The sequence below is a fragment of the Pseudomonas gregormendelii genome (assembly GCF_017114825.1).
GTDB lineage: Bacteria > Pseudomonadota > Gammaproteobacteria > Pseudomonadales > Pseudomonadaceae > Aquipseudomonas > Aquipseudomonas gregormendelii.
In genome coordinates this window covers 143,097-165,074 of sequence record NZ_JADEVO010000003.1, presented here as the reverse complement: position 1 = coordinate 165,074, position 21,978 = coordinate 143,097, and the positions used below count along the sequence as shown (strand labels likewise).

Genomic DNA, 21,978 nt, shown 5'->3' with positions numbered 1-21,978 from the left:
CCTTGCCGGTTTACCCGCTACGCAATGCCTGCGTTCGGCCAGCGTGGTTAACGGGGCGTCCGCGATCAAATACCTGGCCGTGGCGGCCTTCGGGCCGACCAAGGCATCACGCCGGCGCGCTTCGCTTGTTGGGTCGCGCACCTTTTCTGGATATGAAATGAGCCCTGTGAGGTGGTATCCGTGGAAGGTGGCCGCTGGAAAGTGATGCCTCTGGACAGTCATTTCTGTGGAGGTTCGATATCTGTGAAGAGTTCGATATCTGTGGAACGACTGATGTCTGTGGAAGGATTGATATCTGTGGGAGCAAAGCTTGCTCCCACAGAAACAACATCAGCCCGGCAGGCAAGCTTTGCTCCAAAAGGGACAACACCAGCCCGGAGGCAGTGCACATCAGAGAAGCGCAGCGCGCCGGTTTGATGCCTTGGTCGGCCCGAAGGCCGCCACGGCGAAGCTCTGGATCGCAGGCGCCCCGTTAACCACGCTGGCCGAACGCAGGCATTGCGCAGCGGGGAAACCGGCAAGGATGCCGGTTTAGCCGCGCTGGGCCAGGGATGGCCCATCGCGGCGACCCGCGGAGCAATGCCGGAGTGAGGGCACACCGAGCCCAGGCGAGGTGCCAAGTGGTGGGGCAAGAGCGCTTTGGTTACTTTCGCGCTCTTCGAAAGTGACCCGCCGTAAGGGCGGAACCCTAAGCCGCCGTTACCGCAGCAATGGATCTGCACACAAAACAAGATCAAAAGATCGCAGCCTCGTTTCACTCGACAGCTCCTACTCAGGAACAACTCCAGCCCGGAGGCAGTGCACAATCATAGAAGCGCAGCGCGCCGGTTTGATGCCTTGGTCGGCCCGAAGGCCGCCACGGCGAAGCTCTGGATCGCAGGCGCCCCGTTAACCACGCTGGCCGAACGCAGGCATTGCGCAGCGGGGAAACCGGCAAGGATGCCGGTTTAGCCGCGCTGGGCCAGGGATGGCCCATCGCGGCGACCCGCGGAGCAATGCCGGAGTGAGGGCACACCGAGCCTAGGCGAGGTGCCGAGTGGTGGGGCAGAAAGCGTTTGGTTACTTTGCGCTGTTCAAAGTGACCCGCCGTAAGGGCGGAACCATAAGCAGCCATTACCGCAGCAATGGATATGTACACAAAGCAAGATCAAAAGATCGCAGCCTCGTTTCACTCGACAGCTCCTACAGAGCGCATATAGAAAAACGAGCCCAGAGGGGGCAAATGTGCCGCGCGGCTGGCCTGACTGCTCAAGAAGGCCTAGAATTCCCGCATCTGTTTAATTCCCAAGGTAGCCCTTTAATGTCCTTCGCTGAGCAACTAACCCGCCTGCAAGTCTTCCTCGACGCCGATGAACTGCATGACGAGGCGCTGGACTACGTGGCCGCCCACGGCTACCTCACGGCCCTGTCGATCTGCTCCGAAACCGTACCGGACCGTGAATGGATCGATGCCCTGTTCGCCGAAGAGCCGCATTACGCCGACGACACCGAGCGTGAGGCCATCGAATCCACCCTGCTGGCACTCAAAGCCCACATCGCTCGCCAGCTGGCTTCCGATGAAGAATTCGAGCTGCCTTGCGAACTCGATCTTGGCGAAGACCCGGATGATTCCGACCTGCGCGGCTGGTGCATCGGCTTCATGGAAGGCGTGTTCCTGCGTGAAGCCGCCTGGTTTGAGACCGCTGAAGACGAAGTCAGCGAAATGCTGCTGCCGATCATGGTCGGTTCGGGCCTGTTCGACGAGCAACCGGAATTCTCCGATATCGCCGCCGATGCCAACCTGATGGACGACATGATCGTGCAGATCCCGGAAGCCCTGACCGCGCTGTACCTGCTGTGCAACGCGCCTGACGAAAAACCGGCCATCCTCAAGCCTCGTCACCACTAAGGTTCTGCCTATGGACAATCCCATAGGCAACCGCTCCCTGATGTTGCGCTACGGGCTGCTGGCCATCGGCTGGCTCAGCGTAGCGTTGGGGGTGATCGGGATCTTCCTGCCGGTATTGCCCACGACCCCCTTCCTGTTGCTGGCCGCTGCCTGTTTTGCCCGCAGTTCACCGCGCTTTTACCATTGGCTGGTGGAGCATCCGCGCCTTGGGCCGTGGATCCGCGGTTACCTTGACGGTGAGGGCATTCCGCTCAAGGGCAAGGTCTACGCCATCGGGCTGATGTGGTTGAGCATCGGGTTTTCCTGCTATCTGGTGCCGATGCCGTGGGCGCGGGGCTTCATGTTGACCAGTGCGGTGCTGGTGACTATTTACATCCTCAGACAGAAAACCCTGCGCAAGCCCTGATCGCCTCGTCACAGCATCCCTGTGACTCACTGCAACTGCATTGCCAACCGACGATCTGCCCTCTTCCCCTGCAAACACCGCCTAGACTCCATCCATCTGCACCCCGAGCAGCCCGACATGCCCCGTCGCCGGCGTAGTCCAGGATGGTCAACGCTCCGACTTCGGTTCGGCGGATGGCTGCTGCTGGCATTTTGGCTGATGCCGGGCCTCGGTGCGGTGTTCGCCAGCTGGGATTATGCGCAGGTCTTGCAGAACGCCCAGGCCCGATACGGCGCGCAGGGTCCCGCGCAAAGACGGATAGAGGCCTGGAGCCAATTGCTGCAAGGTCAACAGGATCAGCCCGAGCGCGAGCAACTCAATGCGGTCAATCGCTTCTTCAACCAGCAACTGACTTTCCAGGACGATACGCGCATCTGGCGCCAGATCGATTACTGGGCCACCCCCGTCGAATCCCTGGTCAAGGGCGCGGGCGACTGCGAGGACTACGCCCTGGCCAAGTATTTCAGCCTGCGCCATCTCGGCATTCCCAGCGACAAATTGCGCATCACCTACGTCAAAGCCCTGACCCAGAACCAGGCGCACATGGTACTGACCTTCTACAGCAGCCCCACGGCCGATCCGCTGGTGCTGGACAACCTGGTGGGCGAGATCTCCCCCGCTTCACGGCGCAAGGACCTGCTACCGGTCTACGCATTCAATGCCGAGGGGCTGTACCTGCCGGGGGCTAACGGGGGCAAGCGTTCCAGCGACTCGAAAAAGTTGTCGCGCTGGCAGGATGTGTTGAAAAAAATGCAGGTTGAAGGTTTCGCCGTGGGCGACGGCTAGTCGTCCTCGCAAGGTCTCGCAAGGAGCGTCTTATGTCACTGCGCAAACAATTGTTTCTCGCCATTTGCCTGTTCCTGCTGGTGGCATTCAGCGGCAGCTTTTTTGTCAGCCTGGAAAGCTCCCGCGACCAGATGCTCGGCCAGTTGCGCTCGCACGCCCAGGACGCGGCGACGGCGCTGGGGTTGTCATTGACCGCGCAAGTAGACGATCCGGCAATGATGGAGTTGATGGTCAGCTCGATTTTCGACAGTGGCTACTTCACCAGCATCCGCGTGGTGAGCATTGCCGATGAGCAGGTGTTAGTGGAGCGCAGCGCCCAGGCCCGCGGCGAACGTGTGCCCGGCTGGTTCACCAGGCTGGTCGACCTGCGTCCCCAGGCAGGCGAAGCGTTGGTCATGCGCGGCTGGGAGCAATTCGCCCGGATCGAAGTATTGAGCAACCCGCGATTTGCCCTGGCCAAGCTCTGGGACAGTACATTGGGCAGCCTGATCTGGTTGCTCATCTGCGGGCTGCTCAGCGCGGTGTTCGGCGGCTGGCTGCTGCGCCGGCAATTGCGCCCGCTGGACAAGATGGTCAAACAGGCCGAAGCCATCAGCAAGCGCGAATTTCGCAGCCTGACGAAATTGCCCCGCACCCCGGAATTGAAACGCGTGGTGCTGGCGATGAATCAGATGGTCGAAAAGCTCAAGGCGCTGTTCGCCGAAGAAGCCGCTCGCAGCGAAAAACTGCGCGCCGAATCCTACCTCGACGGCCTCACCGGGCTGGCCAACCGGCGATTACTGGACGAGCAACTGGCGGATCATTTGCTGATGGCCGAGCAGAGCAGTGAGGGCCATTTGCTGATGCTGCGGATCAATGACCTGGCGGGGCTCAATCAGCGCATGGGCGGACAGCGCACTGATGCGTTGATTAGCGCAGTCGCCGAATTGCTCAAGCGTCTTTGCGGATTACCCGAGCGCCGTACCTGGCTGGCTGCGCGTAATCGTGGCGGAGAGTTCAGCTTGCTGACACCTGGATTGGGCCAGGCGGACGCCGCCCGCCTGGTCGCGGAAGTCAGTGCCACCCTGGAAAACCTGCGCCTGACCGGCGCCAGTGACAGCATGCCAGTGGCGCACCTGGGCATCGTCCCCTATCGCCCGGGAGAATCCGCCAATGCGGTGCTGCTGCGCCTGGATCAAGCCCTGACTCAGGCCCGGCAACACCCCGAGCGGCCGTGGACATACCTGGACGACGGTGACTGCGCGCCGAACCAGTCCCAGCACGACTGGCGAACCTGGATCGACGAAGCCCTGACGCAGGGGAGCATGCAGCTGTACTTTCAGCCGGTGGTGCAATGCGCCGACACCAGCCAGGTGCTTCACCACAAAGTGCTGGCACGCTTGCTCGACCCCAGCGGCGAGGCGATCGCCGCCGGACATTTCCTGCCCTGGATAGAGCGTCTGGGCTGGTCGGCGCGCATGGACCTGGCGATGCTCGAAGCGACCCTGGATTACCTTGTCGTCAATCGCTGGCCGCTGGCCTTGAGCCTGTCTGGCAGCACCCTGCGCGATCCGGCGCAGTTGGCGAAGATACTCGACATGCTCGAATCGTTACCCGATCTGGCGCCGCTGCTGACGCTGGAAATCGACGAACGCCAACTGCCGCCCCCGCTGGAGTTGCAACGCTTGTGTCATAGCCTGCTCGACACCGGCTATCGCGTCGGGCTGCAGCATTTTGGCGGCAGCTTCAGCCAGATCGGCAACCTGACACAGCTGGGGTTGGCTTACTTGAAGATTGATGGTGCGTATATCCGGGGTATAGATCGCCAGGGCGACAAGCGCCTGTTCATTGATGCGATCTTCCGGGCAACCAACAGTATTGATTTGCCGTTGATTGCGGAGATGGTCGAGACCCAGGGAGAGTTTGCGACGATCAGGGAATTAGGGGTGTATGGGGTCATGGGCAGGTTCATCGGGCCGCCTGAGCCAATGTGACGGGGTAGCTGCCCTCCACGGTGGAAGCAAGACTTGCCCGCGATAGCGTCTTCAAGATCGCTATCGCGGGCAAGCCTTGCTCCTACAGGAGATCAGCCTCGCTCCTTCACCCTTCAGATCAAACCGTATCCACCTTCAACGAGTGATCATTCAACATCCCGTTGATGATGGTCGCCGTGTCATGCCCCCCGGCCACCACACCACCCGCCCCCGGCGTGACGCCGTAGTGGCTGGCGAGGTTGACACCGGCAAGGTCAATGGTCTGGTTCGGCGTGGCGCCGGCCATGGCGCTGACGTCGATACTGGTCAGGACCGAAGCGCCGCTGCCGACAACCTTGAAGTGCAGGTAATCATCCAGCGAAGCCGCCGTGCCGTTTTCACCTTGCAGCAGTTGCGACAGGTCGAGCTTGTCGGTGCCTGGGGTGAAATCGGTGACCAGGTCATGCCCGGAGTTGCCTTTGAGCCACTGGAAGGTATCCGCGCCAGCGCCGCCGGTGAGGGTGTTGTTGCCCAGGCCGCCGATGAGGAAGTCATCGCCGCCACCGCCGTTGAGGACGTCGTTGCCCAGGCCGCCAGTGATGATGTTGCTGTTGTTGTCGCCCATCAGGCTGTCATTGAAGTTGGAGCCGGTGAGGTTCTCGAGCCCGGTGAGGGTATCAGTGCCGGCGCCTCCGGTGTTTTGCGCAGTGAGCAGGCCCAGGTCGACGGTGACACCGCTGGTGGCATGGGCGTAGCTGACAGTATCGATACCAGCGCCGCCGTCCAGCAGATCGTTGCCTGCCCCGCTGAACAGCAGGTCGTTGCCGGCCCCCCCGTGCAGTTCGTTGTTACCGGTACCCGCCGTCAACACGTCGTTGCCATCGCCGGCGTTGAGCACGTTGTTGCCGGTGCCGGCCACCAGAACGTCGTCACCCGCGGTACCCGTGAGGGTGTGGCCGTCCTGGTAGCTGATGGTCACATTCGCCGTGTCGCTGCCACCATGGGTGTCGTTGGCGCTGTAGGCGCCGTTGAAGTCCGGGGTGACGTCATGGGCACCGGCGTAGTTGACCGTCATGGTCAGCTCGTAGTTTTCGGCATTGTTGGCACCGACGCCGCCGCCGGAATTGGTGATGTTGGTGACATGGATCTTGTACGTGCCATCGGCATCGGCCGAGATGGTAGCGCCATCGGCAAGGGTCATGAACGCACCGCCATTGAGCGAGTACTCCATGGCAATCCGACCGCCCGCCAGGTTGTGATCCAGATTAAGGGTCTCACCCTCCTTGAGTTTCACCGTGATGAGGTCTTCATCATTGGCATTGGAAGTGGTGACAGAGCCCAGATAACCGCTGATCACCAGCACCGCTGTCATCGCTGCGGTATTGGCCGCGAAGGACCCGCGCACATCCGCCAGGTTCTGGTTCGCTGCGGTGTTGTTGCTGCCCTTGAAGTTGATCGCGCCGGTGCCGACAAAGTCCGCGCCCCTGGCCACCCAGCCGGTGTTGAAAGTAGTCGGCGCTGCGGTGAGGGTATCGCCTTCGGGATCAGTGTCGTTGGCCAGCAACAATTCGCCAGGTACCACCACGCTGCCGGACAGCACGTTGGTGATGATGTGGTCGTCGACGGCCACGGGCGCGGCGTTCGGCACGACCTTGACCACCAGGGTCGAGCTCGCCAGGTCGCCGTCGTTGTCGCTGACGGTGAAGCCGATATTTTCGGTGATCACCACGTTCGTGGCTTTCTGCGAGGTGTAGTTGTACTCACCGCTGTCGAGGTTGATGACCAGCGTACCGCCGTTATTGGTGGCGATGCTCAGGGAGTTGTTTACCGTGTTGAAAGTGCCGTGGTTGTCCCCGCCGCTGGAAATCAGCGAACCCTGGTTGTTCAACGCTTTAGGGTCGTAAGTGTAGGTGGTGCCATCGACGACGATGGACTTGATGAAACCGCCATCGGCACCAAAGTTTCCGCCCTCCAGCAAGGTGCCCGTGACCGGGGCCCCCTGCACGGTGCCCGAGAGTACCGAGTTGAGCTGGTTGAGATCGGTCACCACCACAGCATTGGTGTTGGTGTGGGTGCTGCCGTCATAGGCCACTGGGTCGAGGTAGGCATTGCTGACGCCATTACCCAGGCCGATTGCGTAGTTCTTGATGTTGTTAGCGTCGAGGAAGGCTTTGAGCGAAGCCTCGTCGGCCGCGTTGATGTCACCTTCGTTGGGTTTGCCGTCCGAGAAGAAATAGCCGACATTCTGCGCGCCGGTCAGTTTGCCGGCCGTGTTGAACGCGGTCTTCATGGTTGCCACGGCGGCATCGTAGTTGGTCCCGCCGCCCGCCGTCAGGCCGGAAATGATCGACTTGGCCGTTGCCACGTCAACCCAGATCGCGGTCTTGTCGGTGGCGTTGCTGCTGAAAGTGACGATCTGCACCTTCACGTCGCCAAGGTCGTCGTACTTGTCGAGCAAGGCACTGATCGCCTGCTTGGCCAGGGCCAGGCGCGACAGGCCAGGCACGCCGGACGCATCGGCCATACTGCCGGACACGTCGATCACCAACAGCAGGTTGGAATCGATTTCCACCGCCGCCACCGAACGCTCGGAAGCGACGGCCTTGGGTACGTCATCGACGATGTTCACCACGATGGTGCTGGTGGTGGTGTTGCCCAGGGCATCGGTGGCCTTGTAGGTGAAGCTTTCGCTCAGGCTGTTGGGCCCGTCGTTGGCGTTCGGCGAGGTTTTCGGCGCCGAGGTCAATGTGTAGGTGTAGGTGCCGTTGGGGTTGAGGAGCATTTGCCCGTAGGCCCCGGTGCCACTGCTGACCAGGGTGTAGGTGATTGCGCCGGTAGCCCCGGTGACCGAACCGACCAGTGTTCCCGTGGAAGTTTCGCCGGTATTGCCCGGATCGCTGCCGACCACGGTGCCGGCCGCGAGGTCGAGGCCATCCTTGCTCAGGTCGAGGGCTTTTTCGTAGACCGTCACGTCGGTGTCGGACACGGCCTTGATGCTACTGTTGGACACGTCGATGGTGAGGGTGGTGGTGCTTTCATCGCCATCGGCATCGCGCACGGTGTAGGTGAACACGTCAGTGGCGCCCGCTACGCCCACCGAGTCCGGCCGGCTGTGGTAGGTCGCGTTGCCGTTGGCATCCAGGGTCAGGTAACCGTAGGTGCCATTGATATTGGTGTTGAGGCCACCGCTGGCCGAGGTCGAGGTGTCGCTGCCGGCACGCACGCCGACCACTGCACCTGTAGCCGCCGGGCCGTCGGAGCCGCCGATGTCATTGACCAGGACGTTGGTGCCGACCGTCCCGCCCTCTTGCACATGCTTGAAGTCCGGATTGGCGCTCGGCAAATCATCGATGATGTTGACGTTGATCTGGCCCGACGCAGTACTGCCATCGTTGTCGTGCGCCACCACGTCGAAATTCTCGACGATGGCGTTGGCGCCGTCGGCCGTTGGATGCGTTTCGCTGCCCACCAGGGTGTAGCTGTAGCTGAGCACGCCCGTGACGGGATCAAAGCCGTTGATCGTCAGGAAGTTACCCAGCGGCGTTACCACGGTGTGCGGCAAGCCGACCACCTCGCCGTTGGCGACCACCGCGAAGCCACCCACGACCAGGGAGTTCAGGCCGTCGAGTGCCGTGACGGTGAAGGTACCGGACTGGGTCAGCGCCGGCGCGTCGGGGTTGGTGCCCCAGCCGAGGTTCTTCTCGTAGACGGTGAGTTCGCCGCCGTTGACGTCCAGGCCGCCGATGATCACCGGGTCATCGTTGTTATGGATCTGCAGCACCAGGTTGGCGGTGCTGGTATCGCCGTCGGCATCGGTGATGGTGTAGGCGAACGTCTCAGTGCCTTTGCCGCGACCTTCCAGGGCCTTGAAGTCCGCGTCGTTGGTGTCCAGCGTATAGGTGTACGTGCCGTTGGCGTTCAGCACCAGGGTGCCGTAAGTGCCGGTAAATGTACCCGGCGTGACTGGGCCGGTGTTCGGGCCGGTCGCGACAAGGTCCGCGCCTTGCACGTCATTGGTCAGGACATTGCCGTCGAGGGTCAGGCGGGTTTCCGATGCATTGTCGGCGTTGCTGTCGTCCACAGCCTTTGGCACGTCATCGACTATGTTCACCACGATGGTGCTGGTGGTGATGTTGCCCAGGGAATCGGTGGCCTGGTAGGTGAAGGTTTCGCTCAGGGTATTGGGGCCATCGTTGGCGTGCGGGGTGGTGCTGGCCGGCGAAGTCAGGGTGTAGGTGTAGGTGCCGTCGGCATTGAGCTGAATCTGCCCATGGCTGCCCGTGGCGCTGCCGACCAGGGCGTAGGTGATCGCACCCACGGCGCCAGTGACCGAGCCCACCAGTGTGCCGGAAGCGGTTTCCCCGGTATTGCCCGGATCGCTGCCTGCGACTGTGCCTGCCGCCAGGTCCTGACCGTCCTTGCTCAGATCGAGGGCTTTTTCGTAGACCGTTACGTCGGTATCGGACACTGCCTTGAGGCAGCTGTTGTAGACGTCGATGGTGAGCGTGGTGGTGCTCTCATCGCCATCGGCATCGCGCACGGTGTAGGTGAATACATCGATCGCACCGGGCCCGCTGACGCTGTTCGGGTTGCTGTGATAGATGGCGTTGCCGTTGGCGTCCAGGGTCAGGTAACCGTAGGCGCCATTGATATTGGTGTTGAGGCCACCGCTGGCCGAGGTCGAGGTGTCGCTGCCGGCACGCACGCCGACCACTGCACCTGTAGCCGCCGGGCCGTCGGAGCCGCCGATGTCATTGACCAGGACGTTGGTGCCGACCGTCCCGCCCTCTTGCACATGCTTGAAGTCCGGATTGGCGCTCGGCAAATCATCGATGATGTTGACGTTGATCTGGCCCGACGCAGTACTGCCATCGTTGTCGTGCGCCACCACGTCGAAATTCTCGACGATGGCGTTGGCGCCGTCGGCCGTTGGATGCGTTTCGCTGCCCACCAGGGTGTAGCTGTAGCTGAGCACGCCCGTGACGGGATCAAAGCCGTTGATCGTCAGGAAGTTACCCAGCGGCGTTACCACGGTGTGCGGCAAGCCGACCACCTCGCCGTTGGCGACCACCGCGAAGCCACCCACGACCAGGGAGTTCAGGCCGTCGAGTGCCGTGACGGTGAAGGTACCGGACTGGGTCAGCGCCGGCGCGTCGGGGTTGGTGCCCCAGTCGAGGTTCTTCTCGTAGACGGTGAGTTCGCCGCCGTTGACGTCCAGGCCGCCGATGATCACCGGGTCATCGTTGTTATGGATCTGCAGCACCAGATTGGCGGTGCTGGTATCGCCGTCGGCGTCGGTGATGGTGTAGGCGAAGGTTTCAGTGCCTTTGCCGCGACCTTCAAGGGCCTTGAAGTCCGCGTCGTTGGTGTCCAGCGTGTAGGTGTAAGTGCCATTGGCGTTCAGCACCAGGGTGCCGTAGGTGCCTACGAATGTGCCTGAGGTGATCGGCCCGGCGCTTGGCCCGGTCGGTACCCGGTCAGCGCCCTGCACGTCATTGGTCAGCACGTTGCCGTTAAGGGACAGCTGGCTTTCCGAGGCGGTGCCGGCATTGCTGTCATCCACCGCCCTGGGCAGGTCGTCGACGATGTTGACGTCGAGGCTGGCATTGGCGGTGGTGCCGTTGTCATCGACCACGGTCACTGCAAACTGCTCGGAAAGGTTGTTCGCGCCGCCGGCGTTCGCATGGGCTTCGTTATCGGCCAGGGTGTAGCTGTAGCTGACAACGCCGGTTGCGCTGTCAAAGCCGGTGATGGTCAGGGTGCTGCCCAGCGGAGTGACGATCGACTGCGGGAAGCCGGCGCTCACACCACCGACCACCACGTTCAGGCCGCCGATGCTGAGGGTCTGCACGCCGTCGAGCGCGGTGATGGTGAAGGTGCCGGTCTGGGTCAGCGCAGGGGCATCCGGAGCGCTGCCGTCGCCGAGGTTTTTCTCGTAGACCGTCAGCTCGCCACCGTTGACGTTCAAACCGTCGATGGTCACTGGATCATCGTTGTTATGGATCTGCAGCACCAGGTTCGCGGTGCTGGTATCGCCGTCGGAATCGGTGATGGTGTAGGCGAAGGTTTCAGTGCCGTTGCCACCGCCGTGCAGCGCCTTGAAGTCCGCGTCGCTGGTGTTCAGCGTGTAGGTGTAAGTGCCATTGGCGTTCAGCACCAGGGTGCCATAGACCCCAGTGAAGGTTCCGGGCGTGATCGGGCCGGCGTTCTCCCCGGTGGTTACCCGGTCAGCGCCTTGCACGTCGTTGGTCAGCACATTGCCATTGAGGGTCAGCAGGGTTTCCGAGGCGGTATTGGCGTTGCTGTCATCCACGGCTTTGGGCAGGTCGTCGACGATGTTGACGTCGAGGCTGGCATTGGCGGTGGTGCCGTTGTCATCGACCACGGTGACTGCAAACTGCTCCGACAGATTATTCGCACCATCGGCATTGGCATGGGTTTCGTTGTCGGCCAGGGTGTAGCTGTAGCTGACAACGCCGGTTGCGCTGTCAAAGCCGGTGATGGTGAGCGTACTGCCCAGCGGGGTGGTAATTGATTGCGGCAAACCTGCGCTGACGCCACCGCTCACCACGCTGATCCCGCCAATGCTCAGGCTCTGCACACCGTCGAGGGCGGTGATGGTAAAGGTGCCGCTTTGGGTCAGTGCGCCAGCATCCGGCGCGCTGCCGTCGCCCAGGTTTTTCTCGTAGACGGACAGCTCGCCGCCTGACACGCCGAGCCCGCCGATATCGATCGGGTCATCGTTGTTGTGAATGTTCAGCACCAGCGTTGCGGTGCTGGTATCACCATCCGAATCGGTGAGGGTGTAGACGAAGCTTTCCGTGCCGCTGCCACCACCGTGCAGGGCTTTGAAGTCGGCGTCATTAGGGTTCAGCGTGTAGGTGTAAGTGCCGTTCGGATTGAGCACCAGGGTGCCGTAGGTGCCGGTGAACGTACCACCGATTACCGGTCCGCTATTAGGGCCGGTGGGAATGCGGTCAGCACCCTGGATATCGTTGGGCAGCACGCTACCGGTCAGGGTCAACAGGGTTTCCGAAGCGGTATTGGCGTTGCTGTCGTCGATCGCTGTTGGCGCATCGTCGGTGATGTTGATGTCCAGGGAACCGGTGGCCGTGTCGCCATTGGTGTCGCCCGCCACCACGGTGAATTGTTCGCTGAGGGAGTTCGCGCCATCACCCGCCGAATGGGTGTCGTTGCCATTGAGGGTGTAGCTGTAGCTCACCACGCCAGTGGCCGGGTCATAGCCGGTGATCGCCAGCGTGTTACCCAGCTGCGTGGTGATCGATTGCGGGAAGCCTGCCGCCACGCCACCGCTGAACACGCTGATCCCGCCCACGTTGAGGTTGAGCAGGCCATCGGCCGCAGTCACGGTGAAGGTGCCGTTCTGGGTCAGGGCCGAGGGGTTACTGGCCGTGCCGTCGGGAAGATTGGCCTCGTTGAGGGTCAGCTCGCCGCCCGAGGTATTCAGGCCGCCAAGGATGACGGGGTTGTTCACGACCAACGGTGGGACGACGACGGGGGGTGTGACGTTGTCCAGGTTATCGAGGCTGTTGTCGGGATCGTTAAAGATGCGCTCCAGGGGAAACTCTGGAATGCCGTTGAATCCGGCCGTCGGGAAACCCACAGTCGGATCGACCCGGCCTGCCACTTCTTCGAGCTGGACAAAACTGTGGCCGCCGCCCAGGGCTCCGGCAGCGGTGCTGCCCGTTGGCCCGGCCGCAGTGGCTTCACCGGTTTGCGTCGGGTCTTCGCCAGCGGCGATGGCTTTCTGCAGGCGTTCGACGTCGGTCAGCTGCGCCTCGCTGGGCGCCACGGCTTCCGGCGTCTGCACATGGGGCGCCTGGTGCGCGAGCAGTTGCGAGGTCATTTGCAGGCTGCTGCCACGTCCAAGCGTCAGTTCCTGGCCGTTCTGCAGCTTCACCGCCACCGCCCCTTCGGCCCCGGTGACCAATTGATCGCCGGCAAACAGCCGATCGCCCTCGACCAGCGCGCGTCGGGTGCCGTCACCCGCTACAGCAACCACCTGACCAATGACTTTAGTGACGATACCGATGAGCGTAGCCATGTGCATTTCCTCCGCTGCCAACCGTTGCCGGCAGCCTGTTTTTTGCGAAGATCGTGCTCATGGAAAAAAGCCAGTTACCGGGTGAATCGTCTACCGGGCTACGAGTTTTTTCCCGGATAATTCCGGGTCAACCGTGGCCCTGGCGACTTTCTCGCCAAGCCTGTCGCGTATGGGCAATCAGCGCCTGATTCAAATAAACCCAATACATTCAATGGCTTTGGGCTACTAATCGGCAAAAATGATCACCTGCCAGCGATGCGTTACAGTTCTGAACCGACCAAGTGACAAAAAAAATGTCACCCAAAAACTGCCCCGCCTCCTTCCCCTCCAGCACTCCATCGTCCGTTATCGATAAATGGATGGAACTTTCGATTTGCCCTTGCAAGCTCCCTAGAGCTCGTAATACAAGGGTTCCACGAGTGAACAATGTGCTGGATTTTTCAGAGCGCATAAGTTTTTTTTGGCATAAGACTTATGAGAAAAATTTCTTAGCTTTGCTCTAGAATGTTCTTAGCTCTGTTGTTACAAGCTTGAAACGGTTTTCACTATAAATGCCGTCAAATATTTGGCGACTGATAAGCATCATTAGGAATCAGGGAGATACACCCATGCGCGTTTTAACCCCCCTCTGCAGCGCGATTTTGCTGGCCATGGCCTGCACTTCACAGGCCCAGGCCATGTCCTTGACCGAGGCCATCCAAAGCACTATTGCAACTCACCCGGAACTTGCCTCACGCGTGGACGCGCGGCTGTCCGCGGACGAAGAAGTCAAAATCGCCAAAGGGGGCTTCTATCCATCTGTCGATCTGAACGCTGCTTACGGCCGCGGCTACAGCGATAACACCAACACCCGTGCACAGGGCAATCACAACACTGAGGTCCTGACTTACACCCAGTCGGAACTGCGCCTGCGGCAGATGCTGTTTGACGGTTTCAACACCGCCAACGAAGTCGAACGCACCAAGGGTGTGGTCAATTCCCGGGCCTATTACGCCCAGGGCACTGCCCAGGACCTGGCCCTGCGGACCATCGAGGTCTACCTCGAAGTGCTCAAGCGTCGCGAACTGGTGACCCTGGCCAAGAACAACCTGCAAGCTCACCTGCGCGTCAACGACCAGATCGGCCTGCGCACCGAGCGCGGTATCGGCAGCACCGCCGACGCCGACCAGTCCACCGCTCGTCGGGCACTGGCGCAAAACAACCTGGACACCGCCGAAGTCGACCTGGCCGACGCCGAATCGAACTTCTACGCCGTGGTAGGTCGCCTGCCGGATGAACTGGAAACCCTGCCTTCGACCCGCGGTGAATTGCCCGCTACCCTGCAGGAAGCCCAGCAGAGCATGGTGGAGAACAACCCGTACCTGAAATCCGCCCAGGCAGACGTGCAGTCCGCCGAGAGCCAGTACGAAGTTGCCAAGTCGCCGTTCTTCCCACGCTTCGACGCTGAAGCGGCAGTGGGCGCGAACAACAACGTGCAGGGCGATGAAGGTCACGACAACGAGTGGCGGGTCGGTGTGGTGATGAACTACAACCTGTTCCGCGGCGGCAGCGACAAGGCCCGCCTGCAGTCCAACGCGCACCAGATCAACCAGGCCATGGACATCCGCAACAACGCCCTGCGCCAGCTCAACGAAAATATCCACCTGGCCTGGAACGCCATGCTCAACGCGAAAAAGCAGACGCCGACCGCGCGCGAGTACGCCGAAACGACCAAACGCGTGCGTGCGGCCTATCAGGACCAGTTCGGCCTCGGCCAGCGCACCCTGCTGGACGTGCTCGACAGTGAGAACGAGCTCTACAACGCCAACCGTCGCTACACCGAAGTTCGCTACACCGAGGAATACTCGATGTACCGCATCCTCTCGAACATGGGCCTGTTGCTGAGCAAACAACGCGTGGTGCTGCCTGCCGATGCGATCGCCCAGACCGAAGTGAAGAATGAAGCCCGCTTGCCTGAACTGAGGTAAACGTTGCGGCGTAGGAGCTGCCCCAGGCTCCTACACAGTATGTTGTGTTGATGTGGCAGCCCGTTCACCTGGAGCGATCAATTTGACCAGCATGGAAACCGGCAACACTGGTGTCGATCCGCGTCTTGGCTTCGACGACCCGCTTCTTGACGGGCTGTTGATCCTCTGCAAACTCCACGGCGCGACGGTCAGTCGCGCCAGCCTGAGTGCCGGGCTGCCCCTGAACAAACAACGCCTGAGCCTGGACCTGCTGCCCCGCGCAGCAGCCCGGGCCGGTTTGCAGGCGCGCGTGCTGCGCCGGGACCTGGCGGATATTTCCCCTCTCAACCTGCCCGTGATGCTGATACTCGGCAACGGCCGCACGGCCGTTCTGCGACGTCTGGGAGACGATGGCCGCCTGCTCATCCTGCCCAGCGAAGCCGACGGTGGCGAACAATGGGTCAGCCGTGAAGAGCTGACTGAAAATTACAGCGGCCAGGCATTGTTTGCCCGGCCACGCCATGAACTTGAAGACCTGCGCTCGCCCCTGGTACCCCGGGTGGAAGCCTGGTTTCGCGACACACTGAAACTGTCCAAATGGCTGTACAGCGACGCCATCCTGGCAAGCTTCCTGATCAACCTCCTGGGCCTGATGGTGCCGCTGTTCGTCATGCAGACCTACGACCGGGTCGTGCCGAACCAGGCCACATCGACCCTGTGGGTGCTGTCCATCGGCTTGCTGATCGGCACCGGTTTTGAACTGGTGCTGCGCGTGGTGCGCGCGCACTTGCTGGACACCGCCGGGAAGAAAACCGACGTGATTCTCTCGGCCACTCTGTTCGAGCGCATCACTGGCATGTCGATGAAGGCACGGCCGGCCACCATCGGCGGGTTTGCCCAGAGCATCCATGACTTCCAGGGCCTGCGTGAGTTTCTCACCGCCGTGACCCTCACCAGCCTGATCGACCTGCCATTCGCCGTGCTCATGCTGGTGGTGATCGGTCTGCTGGGCGGCTGGCTGGTGGTGATCCCGCTGCTGGCATTTCCGATCACCATCATCTTCGCGATGATCATCCAGGCACGCCTGCGCGACACCGTGCAAAAAAGCCTGACCCTGGGTGCGGAACGCCAGGCCCTGCTGATTGAAACCCTGGGCGGCCTGGAAACCCTCAAGGCCTGCAGCGCCGAAAGCGAGCGCCAGCACAAATGGGAAACCACCCACGGCGCCCTGACCCGCCTCGACAGCCACGCCCGCAATCTCTCGGCCCTGGCCACCAACGGCACCCTGTTCATCCAGCAATTTTCCGGCATGGCGACCATCGTCGCCGGGGTCTACAGCATCATTGCCGGCAACCTCAGCGTTGGTGCGCTGGTGGCGACCTACATGCTTGGCAGCCGGGTGCTGGCACCGCTCGGGCAGATTGCCGGCCTGATCACGCGTTACCAGCAAGCGCAGTTGACCATGAAAAGTACCGATGCGCTGATGGGGCTGCCCCAGGAGCGCGACGCCCGGCAACGGCCGCTGGAGCGCACGCAACTGCAAGGCGCCCTCGACGTCAGTGGCGTGACCTTTCACTACAACGGCCAGAGTGCCCCGGCGCTGCACAACGTCAGTTTCAGCATGAAACCCGGTGAGCGCATCGGCATTATCGGCCGCAGCGGCTCGGGCAAAAGCACCCTCGCCCGCCTGGTGATGGGTTTCTACACCCCGGAAGAAGGCCAGTTGCTACTCGACGGCCTGGACCTGCGGCAACTGGACGTCGCCGACTTGCGCCAGCAGATCGGCTACGTTGCCCATGACTTGCCGCTGCTGGCCGGCAGCCTGCGCGATAACCTGACCCTGGGCGCCCGCTATGTCAGTGATTCGCGAATGCTCGAAGTGGCAGAACTCACCGGCGTCACAGAGCTCGCCCGCCAACACCCGCAAGGCTTCGACCGGCCGGTAGGTGAACGCGGCCAGTTGCTGTCCGGCGGCCAGCGCCAGGCCGTGCTGCTGGCCCGGGCCTTGTTGCTCGACCCACCGATCATGCTGCTCGACGAGCCCACCAGCGCCATGGACAACAGCAGCGAAGACGTCCTGCGCCAGAAACTCCACGGCTGGGTCCAGGGCAAGACCCTGCTGCTGGTCACCCACCGGACCTCGATGCTCAGCCTGGTGGATCGGCTGGTGGTGCTGGACAACGGACGGATCGTCGCCGACGGTCCGAAAGAAGCGGTCATCGATGCACTGCGCAAGGGCCGCGTCGGCTCTGCAGCGGTCTAGGAGTTGCCCATGGCCCGATCATCATCCGACTCGCCCGACGCAAAGCCGCGCGGTTATTTCGGCAGTTTCAGGAAAAGCGCCGAGAGCGAGTTCATGCCGGAGACCGCCGGCGCGACGCTGCAGGATTCCCCGCGCTGGTCGCGGATCACCGTGTGGCTGGCGGCGGGGCTGATCGTCAGCGCCGTGGTCTGGGCCAAATTCGCCGTGCTCCAGGAAGTCACCATGGGCGAAGGCAAGGCGATTCCGTCAAGCAAGGTCCAGGTGATTCAGAACCTGGAAGGCGGCATCGTCACCGAGATCTTTGTCCGCGAGGGGCAGATGGTGAACAAGGGCGATACCTTGCTGCGCCTGGATGACACCCGCTTTCTATCGAACAAGGGTGAAAGCGAGGCCGATCGGTATGCCTTGACCGCCCAGGTTGAACGCCTGTCCGCCGAGGCCGAAGGGCGGCCCTTCAAGTTGTCGGCCGAGGTGATCGCCAAGGCGCCGCAGGTGGCCGAGGACGAGCGCTCGCTCTACGAGCAACGGCAGCGTCGACTGGCCAGTGAACAGCGCACGCTCAGCGAACAACTCCGGCAAAAAACCCAGGAACTGGCGGAATTTCGCTCGAAACAAGGGCAATTCAGTTCGAGCCTGGCCCTACTGCAGCAAGAGATGAACATGTCAGCACCGCTGGTCGGCACCGGTGCCGTGTCCCCCGTGGAAATTCTGCGACTCAAGCGCAGCGCGGTGGAAATTCGCGGCTCGTTGAACGCCACGACCCTGGCCATTCCTCGGGCGGAATCGGCGATCGCTGAAATCAAGAGCAAGATTGACGAGTCCGAACAATCTTTCCGTTCGGACGCTGCCAAGGAGCTCAACGAGAAACGCACCGACCTGTCAAAAATTACCGCTTCGAGCATCGCCATCGATGACCGCGTCACCCGCACCACGGTGGTCTCGCCGGTTCACGGGATCATCAAGGTGCTGAAGGTCAACACCATCGGCGGCGTGGTCCAGCCCGGCAGCGACATGGTGGAAATCGTACCGTTGGAAGACAACCTGCTGATCGAGGCCAAGGTCCGTCCGCAGGACGTGGCGTTTCTGCATCCGGGGCAGCGGGCGATGGTCAAGTTCAGCGCCTACGACTACACCATTTATGGCGGCTTGAGCGCCAAGCTGGAGTTGATTGGCGCAGATACCATTACCGATGACAAGGGCAACAGCTTTTATCTGATCCAGGTGCGCACCGACAAGAACCACTTGGGTGGGGATGCGAAGCCGTTACTGATCATCCCGGGGATGGTGGCGACGGTGGACATCATCACCGGTGAGAAGAGTGTGCTGGACTACCTGCTCAAGCCGGTGTTGAAGGCGCGGACCGAGGCGATGCGCGAGCGGTAGGTTCTGGCCTGGAGTTGTGGTGATAGCTCTACCGTCTTCGCGGGCAAGCCCGCGAAGAGGCCGGCACGAGCAACGCCTAATTCGGCCCATGATTACGCAAAAAAACTTCCTCCCCCATCGCCGCGATCTGCCCCTCGATCAACGCCTCGAACGGCTTGAGCAATGGCTCAAAGCAAATCGGCGCTTCCAGCACCTGCAACGCCTGCGCGATGGCCTCCACCGTCGATAAAGCCCCCGGCCCCGGCGCCTTGCGCAATCGATACCGCGACACTCCGCCCTGCGCCAGCGTCACCCGTGGCAAAGTCGCCAGCAGCGGATTGAGGTGCAGCAGCTTGCGCGCCTTGCGCCAGGTACCGTCCGGCACCACCAGCAACAGCGGCTGATCATCTGCGCCATAGCCCTGCAGCGTCTGCGCATCCTCGCCCGGAAACAGCAGCCGCGCCTGGTACCCCGGTTGATTCAACAACGCCGGCAGATCCGCGAACACTTCGCCCACGATCAGCTCGGCATTGGTCAAGCCAAGCGCGGCCAAACGTGCGGTATTCAGCGCGTGGTTTACTTCACTCGGATGCTGCAGCACCAGCACCCGGGTGCGGCTGTCGAGGCTCGGGATCAATGGGCACAGGCAATGGGCTTCTGGGCGCAGGCAGCGCGGGCAATGGATTCTGGACATTATTTCAAGCCTGATTGAGTTGCGCTTTGAGCAGATCGCGGAAGGTCTGGATCAGCGGTTCGCGGCTGCGGCCACGGCGCACGATCATGGAAAATGGCGCCTGATAACCAAAAGTCGCCGGCAGCAACACCCGCAAATCGCCCTTATCGGCCCAGGCCTGGGCGTAGTGTTCGGGCAAGTAACCGATGTAGGCGCCAGACAGCACCAGGATCAACTGCGCCTCCATGCTCTCCACGGTGGCGGCGCTGTGTTTGAAGCCGTGGCGCGCCAGTTCCGCCTGGCTCCAGTACCCCCGGCCGACCATGCGCTGCTGGGTAATGACCTGCTCGGGGATACGTCGTTCGGTGAACAGCGGGTGCCGGCTGCTGCAGTACAACCAGTGCTGCTCGCGGTACAGCGGCATGTACACCAGCCCGCTCATGCGCGTGGAAAATGCACCGATGGCCAGGTCCAGGCGATTGTCCTGCACGCCGAGTTGCAGCTCGTAGGGGCTCATGACCGACAAGTGCAGATGCACGGCCGGGTGCTCCTGGCTGTAGGCGCCGATGGCTTCGGCGAACGGCAGGGCCTTGTCGCTGACGGTGGAGTCGATGACCCCCAGGTTCAGCGTGCCGCGCAACTCGCCCTTGAGTGCGGCGGCATATTGCTCGAATCCTTCGAGCTCGGCCAGCAACCGCAAGGTTTCCTGGTGGAACAGCTCACCCTTGCTGGTCAGGCTGAAACCGCCACGCCCGCGATGGCAGAGCACCAGGCCGAGGGCGGCTTCGAGCTGACTCATGTAAGTGCTGATGGCCGAAGTCGAGAGGTTGAGCTCCTGCTGGGCAGTGGCAAACCCCTGATGGCGAACCACGCTGACAAAAATGCGCAGCAGTTTCAGGTCGGGTAAAGCGTTGGCCATGGGAACTCCGGATTCGCGGCAGCTACCTGTAGGAGCTGCCGCAGGCTGCGATCTTTTGACTTTCGGGGTACTAGGCCGCAAAGAATCAAGATCAAAAGATCGCAGCCTGCGGCAGCTCCTGCCATCAGCCGTTAAATTTACCGCCGCCATTTTCCATTAGTTTAGAAAAATCTGAACTAAGTATTTGTGCGTAGCGATTCTTCCCCGCCACTACATTTCGCAGAATCGGCGCCTAATACAAAAAAATGATGAGGCCTGAACCCGTGGACAAGATTCTTCACCAACCACTGGGCGGCAACGAAATGCCGCGCTTCGGCGGCATCGCCACCATGATGCGACTTCCCCATGTGCCGACCGCTGCCGGTCTGGACGCTGCCTTCGTTGGCGTGCCCCTGGACATCGGTACCTCCCTGCGCCCTGGTACCCGTTTCGGGCCTCGGGAAATCCGCGCCGAATCGGTCATGATTCGCCCTTACAACATGGCGACCGGCGCCGCTCCGTTCGATTCGCTGTCGGTGGCTGACATCGGCGACGTGGCGATCAACACCTTCAACCTGCTCGATGCCGTACGGATCATCGAAGAATCCTACGACAACATCCTCGAACACGACGTGATCCCGCTGACCCTGGGCGGCGACCACACCATCACCCTGCCGATCCTGCGTGCCATCCATAAAAAGCACGGCAAAGTCGGCCTGGTGCACATCGACGCCCATGCCGATGTCAACGATCACATGTTCGGCGAAAAAATCGCCCACGGCACCACGTTCCGTCGCGCAGTCGAAGAAGGCCTGCTGGACCCGGACCGCGTAGTACAAATCGGCCTGCGCGCCCAGGGCTACACCGCCGACGACTTCAACTGGAGCCGCAACCAGGGCTTTCGCGTCGTGCAGGCCGAAGAGTGCTGGCACAAATCTCTTGCGCCGCTGATGGCTGAAGTGCGCGAGAAAGTGGGTGGCGGCCCGGTGTACCTGAGTTTTGACATCGACGGCATCGATCCGGCCTGGGCGCCAGGCACCGGCACCCCGGAAATTGGCGGACTGACGACCATTCAGGCGATCGAGATCGTGCGCGGCTGCCAAGGCCTCGACCTGGTCGGCTGCGATCTGGTAGAAGTCTCGCCCGCTTATGACACCACCGGTAATACCTCTCTGCTGGCCGCCAACCTGCTGTACGAAATGCTTTGCGTGCTGCCTGGCGTGGTTCATCGCTGAGGACGGGTCATGAACGAACGCGATCAAGTATTGCAAGCCGCCGCCGATCTGGTGTCGGCCTTTGCCGGTAACGATCGCGAAGCCTATTTCGGCGCCTTCAGCGCCGATGCCAGCTTCGTCTTCTACACCCTCGAACAGCCCCTGCTGTCGCGCGATGCCTATCAGGCGTTGTGGGACACCTGGCGCCGCGAGGATGGCTTCGAGGTGCTTTCGTGCACTTCAAGCAACGCTTTCGTCAGCCTGCAGGGTGACGTGGCGATTTTCATCCATGACGTGGCCACCGAGCTGCGCATGCAAGGGAAGCAACACTTCAGCCAGGAGCGCGAGACGATTGTTTTCAGAAAACACTCGTCTGGCCAAGAACAACAAGGCCATTGGCTGGCCTGCCACGAACATTTATCCGCGATGCCGGAAGGGCTGCCACCCCCTTAGCCAAACAGGTGACGCTCACACACGATGAGCGCG

Annotated in this window: 12 protein-coding genes; 9 read left to right on the top strand and 3 right to left on the bottom strand. The window is 61.6% G+C overall.

Annotation, left to right across the window (positions count from 1 at the left end; genetic code table 11):
- The first annotated feature begins 1,300 nt into the window (after positions 1-1,300).
- The 4 genes from IMW75_RS03770 to lapD all read left to right on the top strand — a co-directional run bounded on the left by IMW75_RS03770 (position 1,301) and on the right by lapD (position 5,092).
- The gene (locus tag IMW75_RS03770) at positions 1,301-1,888 is read left to right on the top strand and encodes a UPF0149 family protein (RefSeq protein ID WP_045058676.1); all 588 of its coding nucleotides are present in this window, start codon (positions 1,301-1,303) and stop codon (positions 1,886-1,888) included.
- A 10-nt stretch (positions 1,889-1,898) separates the two neighbouring features.
- A complete protein-coding gene (locus IMW75_RS03765; protein ID WP_045058677.1) occupies positions 1,899-2,294 on the top strand; it encodes a YbaN family protein in 396 nt (131 codons plus the stop codon).
- Positions 2,295-2,411: 117 nt separating this feature from the next.
- Positions 2,412-3,119: a cysteine protease LapG gene (gene lapG / locus IMW75_RS03760; protein ID WP_045058678.1), complete on the top strand. Its 708-nt coding sequence runs from the start codon at positions 2,412-2,414 to the stop codon at positions 3,117-3,119.
- A gap of 32 nt (positions 3,120-3,151) precedes the next feature.
- Positions 3,152-5,092: a cyclic di-GMP receptor LapD gene (lapD, locus tag IMW75_RS03755; protein ID WP_205891916.1), complete on the top strand. Its 1,941-nt coding sequence runs from the start codon at positions 3,152-3,154 to the stop codon at positions 5,090-5,092.
- Positions 5,093-5,210: 118 nt separating this feature from the next.
- Here the strand turns inward: lapD and IMW75_RS03750 are convergent, their stop codons facing one another.
- The gene (locus IMW75_RS03750) at positions 5,211-13,136 is read right to left on the bottom strand and encodes a retention module-containing protein (protein ID WP_205891915.1); all 7,926 of its coding nucleotides are present in this window, start codon (positions 13,134-13,136) and stop codon (positions 5,211-5,213) included.
- Positions 13,137-13,744: 608 nt separating this feature from the next.
- On the opposite strand from IMW75_RS03750, the gene IMW75_RS03745 reads away from it, so the two are divergent.
- The 3 genes from IMW75_RS03745 to IMW75_RS03735 all read left to right on the top strand — a co-directional run bounded on the left by IMW75_RS03745 (position 13,745) and on the right by IMW75_RS03735 (position 18,728).
- Complete coding sequence (locus tag IMW75_RS03745) at positions 13,745-15,103, top strand: TolC family outer membrane protein (RefSeq protein WP_205891914.1); 1,359 nt, start codon at positions 13,745-13,747, stop codon at positions 15,101-15,103.
- A gap of 82 nt (positions 15,104-15,185) precedes the next feature.
- Positions 15,186-17,345, top strand: a complete 2,160-nt coding sequence (locus IMW75_RS03740) for a type I secretion system permease/ATPase (protein ID WP_205891913.1) — start codon at positions 15,186-15,188, stop codon at positions 17,343-17,345.
- 9 nt (positions 17,346-17,354) lie between these two features.
- Complete coding sequence (locus tag IMW75_RS03735; protein ID WP_045058683.1) at positions 17,355-18,728, top strand: HlyD family type I secretion periplasmic adaptor subunit; 1,374 nt, start codon at positions 17,355-17,357, stop codon at positions 18,726-18,728.
- 76 nt (positions 18,729-18,804) lie between these two features.
- Here the strand turns inward: IMW75_RS03735 and IMW75_RS03730 are convergent, their stop codons facing one another.
- Together IMW75_RS03730 and IMW75_RS03725 are read right to left on the bottom strand one after the other, a co-directional pair.
- The gene (locus tag IMW75_RS03730) at positions 18,805-19,401 is read right to left on the bottom strand and encodes a tRNA-uridine aminocarboxypropyltransferase (RefSeq protein WP_205891912.1); all 597 of its coding nucleotides are present in this window, start codon (positions 19,399-19,401) and stop codon (positions 18,805-18,807) included.
- Positions 19,402-19,405: 4 nt separating this feature from the next.
- Entirely contained in the window at positions 19,406-20,299 is an 894-nt protein-coding gene (locus IMW75_RS03725) for a LysR family transcriptional regulator (protein ID WP_045058685.1), read from the bottom strand.
- Between the two features lie 263 nt (positions 20,300-20,562).
- Between IMW75_RS03725 and speB the strand changes: the two genes are divergently transcribed.
- Together speB and IMW75_RS03715 are read left to right on the top strand one after the other, a co-directional pair.
- Complete coding sequence (gene speB / locus IMW75_RS03720; protein WP_045058686.1) at positions 20,563-21,513, top strand: agmatinase; 951 nt, start codon at positions 20,563-20,565, stop codon at positions 21,511-21,513.
- Between the two features lie 9 nt (positions 21,514-21,522).
- Positions 21,523-21,945, top strand: a complete 423-nt coding sequence (locus IMW75_RS03715) for a YybH family protein (RefSeq protein ID WP_045058687.1) — start codon at positions 21,523-21,525, stop codon at positions 21,943-21,945.
- Positions 21,946-21,978 lie beyond the last annotated feature (33 nt).